General features: G+C 63.8%; 6 protein-coding genes. All 6 read left to right on the top strand.

Annotated elements, in window-relative coordinates; genetic code table 11:
• Nucleotides 1–223: 223 nt before the first annotated feature.
• Nucleotides 224–601 (top strand): VOC family protein, encoded by a 378-nt coding sequence (locus tag EPO55_RS12835; RefSeq protein WP_296337251.1) that lies wholly within the window; start codon nt 224–226, stop codon nt 599–601.
• Nucleotides 602–702: 101 nt separating this feature from the next.
• Nucleotides 703–2,304, top strand: coding sequence for an ABC transporter substrate-binding protein (locus EPO55_RS12830; protein ID WP_296337250.1), 1,602 nt, complete (start codon nt 703–705; stop codon nt 2,302–2,304).
• A 32-nt stretch (nt 2,305–2,336) separates the two neighbouring features.
• Nucleotides 2,337–3,284, top strand: coding sequence for an ABC transporter permease (locus EPO55_RS12825; protein WP_296337248.1), 948 nt, complete (start codon nt 2,337–2,339; stop codon nt 3,282–3,284).
• Nucleotides 3,285–3,291: 7 nt separating this feature from the next.
• The gene (locus EPO55_RS12820; RefSeq protein ID WP_296337247.1) at nt 3,292–4,185 is read left to right on the top strand and encodes an ABC transporter permease; all 894 of its coding nucleotides are present in this window, start codon (nt 3,292–3,294) and stop codon (nt 4,183–4,185) included.
• 24 nt (nt 4,186–4,209) lie between these two features.
• On the top strand, nt 4,210–5,199 hold the full coding sequence (locus EPO55_RS12815; protein ID WP_296337246.1) for an ABC transporter ATP-binding protein: 990 nt from the start codon (nt 4,210–4,212) through the stop codon (nt 5,197–5,199).
• The gene (locus tag EPO55_RS12810; RefSeq protein WP_296337245.1) at nt 5,192–6,166 is read left to right on the top strand and encodes a dipeptide ABC transporter ATP-binding protein; all 975 of its coding nucleotides are present in this window, start codon (nt 5,192–5,194) and stop codon (nt 6,164–6,166) included. The genes EPO55_RS12815 and EPO55_RS12810 overlap by 8 nt, the downstream gene beginning before the upstream one ends.
• The last annotated feature ends 17 nt before the right edge of the window (nt 6,167–6,183 follow it).

The raw sequence follows: 6,183 nt of genomic DNA, 5'->3' as shown, positions 1-6,183 counted from the left end.
CGCAGGCCGTCTCGATCGACATCGAACCATGCTCGAGGTCGAGGAACAGCCAGTCGAAACCCGCCGCCTTCATGACCTTGATGATGTCGACATTGCGCACCAGGCGGACACCAATGCCGATCGCCAGCTGGTTTTTCTTCAGCCGCGCCTTGGCGGCGTTGATCGCGATGGCCATGTTCCCTCCCGTGGCTTTCGCCTTTCTGGATGGGATAAGCTAGTCGCCATGACTTTCCGTGTCGAACGAATCGACCATGTCGTGCTCCGGGTGCGCGATCTCGCGGCCATGGTGCGCTTCTACGAGCGGGCACTGGGGTTCAACGTCGAGCGCCGGCTGGAAAGGATCAGCCTCGTACAGATGCGGGCTGGCGCTTCGATGCTGGACCTGGTTGCCGGCGCGCGCGCGGAAGGCGCCCCCAACATGGATCACCTCTGTTTCCGTGTAGAACCGTTCGATCGTGACGCCATCGTCAGGCAGCTCGCGCCGTACGGCATATCGGTCGGCGAAACGGTCGAGCGTTACGGCGCGGAGGGCAATGGACCGTCGGTCTATTTCCACGACCCGGAAGGCAACCAGATCGAACTTAAGGGCCCTTCGAGCTAGATCGGCGCTTTAGCGCTTGGCCGCTTCATACGATGTGCTAGCTTCGCGGCAACGGGGAATAACAACACGCCCGCTATCGCGTGAGTCTGGGAGGACTTTCTATGCGTACTCGCTTGGCATTCGTTGCCGGCAGCTTGGCTGCGTTCGTTGCAGTGTCGGCACCGGCCTTTGCCCAGAAGCAGGGCGGAACGCTCCGCATTTCCCATCGCGACAACCCGCCCAGCGCCTCGATCCACGAGGAGGCCACGATTTCCGTCGTGCAGCCGTTCATGGCGGTGTTCAACAATCTGGTGGTGTTCGACCCCAAGGAGAAGGTCAACAGTCCCGACAAGATCGTCCCCGATCTGGCCGAGAGCTGGTCGTGGAACCCGGACCAGACCAAGCTCACCTTCAAGCTGCGTTCCGGCGTGAAGTGGCACGACGGCAAGCCGTTCTCCGCCAAGGACGTGAAGTGCACCTGGGACGCGCTGATCGGCAAGGCCGACGAGAAGTCGGACCTGATTCGCAAGAACCCGCGCAAGGTCTGGTACAGCAACCTCAAGGACGTGAAAGTTGGCTCCGACACCGAAGTCACCTTCGAGCTCGGCCGGCCGCAGCCCTCGTTCCTGTCGATGCTGGCCGCCGGCTATTCGCCGGTCTATGCCTGCCACGCCAACGGCCGCGACATGCGCTCCAAGCCGATCGGCACCGGGCCGTTCAAAGTCGTCGAGTTCAAGCGCAACGAGGCGATCAAGCTGGTGCGTAATCCCGATTACTGGAAGAAGGGCCGTCCTTACCTCGATGCCATCGACTGGAAGATCGTGCCCAACCGCAGCACGCGCATGCTGGGTTTCGTGGCCGGCGAATTCGACATGACGTTCGATTCCGACGTCACCTTCCCGATGCTGGCTGACGTCAAGGCGCAGAAGGCCGACGCCGTCTGCGAGGCGCGGCCGAGCAACGTCAACACCAACCTGCTCGTCAACCGCGACGCACCCCCCTTCGACAACCCCGAACTGCGGCGCGCCCTGTCGCTGTCGCTCGATCGGAAGGCGTTCAACGACATCCTGTTCCAGGGCCACGCACTGAACGGCGCGTCGATGCTGCCGCCGCCAGCCGGCGTATGGGGCATGTCCAAGGAGATGCTGGAATCCATGCCTGGCTTTTCTCCCAACCGGGACAAGAACCTCGCCGAAGCCCGAGCGATCATGGAGAAGCTCGGCTACACCAAGGACAAGCCGCTCAAGATCAAGGTCTCGACCCGCAACATCGCGATCTATCGCGATCCGGCGGTCATCCTGATCGACCAGCTCAAGCAGATCCATATCGAGGGCGAGCTCGAGCCGATCGATACGACAGTCTGGTACACCAAGATCCAGGGCAAGAAGTACTCGATCGGCCTGAACCTGACTGGCCTGGGCGTCGACGATCCCGACACCAACTTCTACGAGAATTTCCACTCGACCTCGGACCGCAACTACACCGCCTACAAGAACCCCGAGGTCGACAAGTTGATCGAGCAGCAGTCGGCCGAATTGGACCGCGAGAAGCGCAAGAAGCTGGTCTGGGGAGTCGAGCAGAAGCTGATCGAGGACGGCGCCCGTCCGGTGATCAACCAGAACGCCGCCAACACCTGCTGGACGCCGCAACTCAAGGGTGTGCTCCTGCAGCACAACAGCATCTACAACGGCTGGCGCTTCGAAGACATTTGGCTCGATCGCTAGTCGAGCCGCCCAGCCGCCGCTAGGGGACAACGATGGGCGCCTATCTGACCCGCCGCTTCCTGTTGATGGCACTGACGCTCTTCGGAATGTCGGTGCTCATCTTCGTGATGCTGCGCCTGGTGCCCGGCAATGTCGCCGACATCCTGGTCGACTCGGCGGGCATCGCTGATCCCAAGGAAAAGGCCAAGATCGCCCGTGAGCTCGGTATCGACCGGCCGATCTTCGACCAGTACATCCACTGGATCGGCGGGCTGGCGCAGGGCGATCTCGGCTTTGCCTATGTGTCGGAACGGCCGGCAATCGAGGAGATCGCCCCGCGCATTCCGATCAGCGCCAAGCTCGCCGGCCTGGCGCTGTTCTTCTCGGTGATCCTGGGCGTGCCGCTCGGCGTCATCAGCGCGGTGCGCCAGAATACCGGGTTCGACTACTTCCTGCGCGTGCTCAGTCTAAGCGGCCTGTCGCTACCTTCCTTCTGGCTCGGATTGCTGATCCTGATGGCGTCGGTCCAGTGGTTCGGGATGATCCCGATCTACACCAACGAACCGCGAAGTATGATCGATGAACTCCTGCTGCTCAGCATTCCGGCCGCCGCGGTGGGCTTCCGAAGTTCAGCGCTGATCATGCGGCTGACGCGATCCTCCATGCTCGAGGTGATGCGCCAGGACTACATCCGCACCGCCCGGTCCAAGGGCGCCTCGCAGACCTCGGTGAACTACGACCATGCGTTGCGCAACGCGCTCCTGCCGGTGGTCACCATCATCGGCATCGAGGCGGCGTTTCTGGTGGGTGGCCTGATCGTCACCGAAACGGTGTTCAACATTCCCGGTGTTGCGCGTTTTCTCGTCGAGGCGATCCTGTGGCGCGACTATCCGATCGTGCAGAACCTGGTGATGTTGATCGCCTTCGTGGTGATCGTCGTCAACTTCCTGGTCGATATGGCCTACATGGCTCTCGATCCCCGCATCAAGTACGCGGACTGAGGCAGCGATGGCCATCATCAACCACGAAGCCGAACTCTCCCGCGCCGGTGCCAACGTCACCGGCTGGTGGAGCCGCATACTCTTTTTCACGCGCCGCTATCCGCTGGGGGCGGTCGGCGCGCTGATCGTGCTGCTGTTCGTGGCGACGGCAGTCTTCGCCAACTTCATCGCGCCGTACGATCCGACGTCCACCAACGCCCGGGCCTCCCTCGCGAAGCCCGGGATGGACTACTTTCTCGGCGCCGACTTCATGGGTCGCGACATGTTCAGCCGCATCGTCTTCGGTGCGCGCATCTCGCTCACCGTCGGCCTCGGCGCCACCCTGCTGGGCGGCATCCTCGGCGTGACGATCGGCCTGATGTCGGGCTATCTCGGCGGCTGGTTCGATCTCGCCACCCAACGCGTGATGGATGTCATGCAGTCGCTGCCGCTCCTGGTGATGGCGCTGGTGATGGCCGCCTCGCTCGGGCCGTCGCTCGAGAACACCATCATCGCCATTGCCATCCCGCTGGTGCCGACCGTGGCCCGTGTCGTGCGCTCCAGCACGCTGTCCTTGCGCGAACAACCCTTCGTCGAGGCGGCGCGTGCCGTCGGCATGGGCGAAGTGCGCATCGCCGTGCGCCATGTCCTGCCCAACACCCTGGCGCCGCTCATCGTCCTCGGCACGGCGCAGCTCGGCTCGGCTATCCTGACTGAGGCCTCGCTGTCCTTCCTCGGCCTCGGCATTCCCGAGCCTTATCCGTCGTGGGGCCGTATGCTTTCGGAGTCGGCGGCCGAGTATGTGCGCACCGCGCCGTGGCTGGTGATCTTCCCCGGCGTCGCCATCAGCCTCACGGTATTCGGCACCAACCTGCTGGGCGACGCGTTGCGCGACATTCTCGACCCCCGCGAGCGTACATGAGTGAGCGTATATGAGCCCGCGGACATGAGCGCGCTCCTGGAGGTCGAGGGCCTCGGTACCTGGTTCTACACGCGACAGGGCATCGTGAAAGCCGTCGATGGCGTCGATTTCCACGTTGCCTCGGGCGAGACCCTGGGAATCGTCGGCGAATCGGGTTGCGGCAAGAGCATGACGGCACTGTCGCTGATGCGCCTCATCCCCGATCCGCCGGGTCGTATCGTGTCGGGGTCGGTGAGGCTGGCCGGCCGCGATCTCCTCATGATCAGCGAAGAGGAGATGCGCAGCGTGCGCGGCAACGAGATCTCGATGATCTTCCAGGAGCCGATGACGTCGCTCAACCCGGTGATGACGATCGGCAAGCAGATCGCCGAGGCGCTGATCCTGCACCGCAACCTGGATCGCAGGGCGGCGCTGAAGCGCGCGATCGAGATGCTGGATCTGGTGCGCATTCCCGAGCCGGGACAGCGCTCCAAGGAGTACCCGCACCAGCTTTCGGGCGGCATGCGGCAGCGTGCCATGATCGCCATGGCGCTGGCGTGCAATCCCAAGCTGTTGATCGCCGACGAACCGACGACGGCGCTCGACGTCACCATCCAGGCCCAGATCCTCGAGCTGATCGTCGAGCTGCAGCGTGAGTTCGGCGCGGCGGTGATCCTGATCACCCACGATCTCGGCGTGATCGCCGAGACCGCCAAACGGGTGATCGTCATGTATGCCGGCCGCAAGGTCGAGGAAGCCGGGGTCGGCGAGTTGTTCGCCCGGCCGCTGCATCCCTATACAGCGGGCCTGCTGGCCTCGATCCCGCGGCTCGATCTGATGCGCGGTGAGATCGAACGTCGGACCGAACGCCTGCAGGAAATTCCCGGTATCGTGCCGCCATTGTTCGACCTGCCGCAGGGTTGCGCCTTCGCCCCGCGTTGCGAGAAGGCCGACGATCTCTGCCGGCGCGAACGGCCGGCCTATGAACAGAAGCGGACAGGCCACTGGGCGGCCTGCTGGCACAGCGATGGCTGAGTCCAACGTTCCCGTCCTCGAGGTCAGGGATCTCAAGAAGCATTTTCCGGTGAAGAAGGGCCTGCTGCGCCGCACCGTTGGCCAGGTCTACGCCGTCGACGGCATCAGCTTCACAATCGGCGTCGGCGAGACGCTGGGCCTGGTCGGCGAGAGCGGTTGCGGCAAGACCACCGCCGGCCGCACCGTGCTTCGCCTGACCGAACCGACGTCGGGCTCGATCGAGGTTGGCGGCACCGAGATCACCGGCCTGTCCAAGGCTGAGTTGCGGCCCTACCGGCGGCAGATGCAGATCATCTTCCAGGACCCGTTTTCCTCGCTCAATCCGCGCATGTACGCGGGTGATATCGTGGGCGAGCCGCTGCTGGTTCATGGCGTATCGAGCCGCAAGGAGCGCCAGGATCAGGTCGCCGCCTTGTTTGCGCGCGTTGGCCTCAGGCCGGCGCAGATGAGCAACTACCCGCACCAGTTCTCCGGGGGGCAGCGTCAGCGCATCGGTATCGCCCGCGCGCTGGCGCTGGGGCCGAAACTGATCGTGGGTGACGAGCCGGTGTCGGCGCTCGACGTGTCGATCCAGGCCCAGGTGATCAACCTCCTGAAGGACCTGCAGCGCGAGCGGCAGCTTTCGTACCTGTTCATTTCGCACAATCTCGCAGTGGTAGAACACATCAGCCACCAGATCGCGGTGATGTATCTCGGCCGCATCGTCGAATATGCAGACACGCGCTCGATCTTCACCCGCGCCCAGCACCCCTATACGGAGGCCCTGCTGTCGGCGGTGCCGGTTCCCGACCCGGCCATCAAGCGGCAGAAGCGGGTCCTGCAGGGCGACGTGCCGAGTCCGGTGAACCCTCCGCCCGGCTGCCACTTCCACACCCGCTGCCCCTACGCCGTGGCGCGTTGCCGGATCGAGTCGCCTCCGCTGCGCGAAATCGCACCGGGACATCACGTTTCCTGCCATCTGCGCTAGAGTAGCTTCCAGCCAGG

The sequence above is a fragment of the Reyranella sp. genome (genome assembly GCF_004296935.1).
GTDB lineage: Bacteria > Pseudomonadota > Alphaproteobacteria > Reyranellales > Reyranellaceae > Reyranella.
This window is presented reverse-complemented; position numbering and strand designations above follow the sequence as displayed.

Excerpts from the sequence above, each read along its gene's own strand:
- EPO55_RS12835 (WP_296337251.1), top strand. The coding sequence starts at position 224 with ATGACTTTCCGTGTCGAACGAATCGACCATGTCGTGCTCCGGGTGCGC.
- EPO55_RS12830 (WP_296337250.1), top strand. The coding sequence starts at position 703 with ATGCGTACTCGCTTGGCATTCGTTGCCGGCAGCTTGGCTGCGTTCGTT.
- EPO55_RS12825 (WP_296337248.1), top strand. The coding sequence starts at position 2,337 with ATGGGCGCCTATCTGACCCGCCGCTTCCTGTTGATGGCACTGACGCTC.
- EPO55_RS12820 (WP_296337247.1), top strand. The coding sequence starts at position 3,292 with ATGGCCATCATCAACCACGAAGCCGAACTCTCCCGCGCCGGTGCCAAC.
- EPO55_RS12815 (WP_296337246.1), top strand. The coding sequence starts at position 4,210 with ATGAGCGCGCTCCTGGAGGTCGAGGGCCTCGGTACCTGGTTCTACACG.
- EPO55_RS12810 (WP_296337245.1), top strand. The coding sequence starts at position 5,192 with ATGGCTGAGTCCAACGTTCCCGTCCTCGAGGTCAGGGATCTCAAGAAG.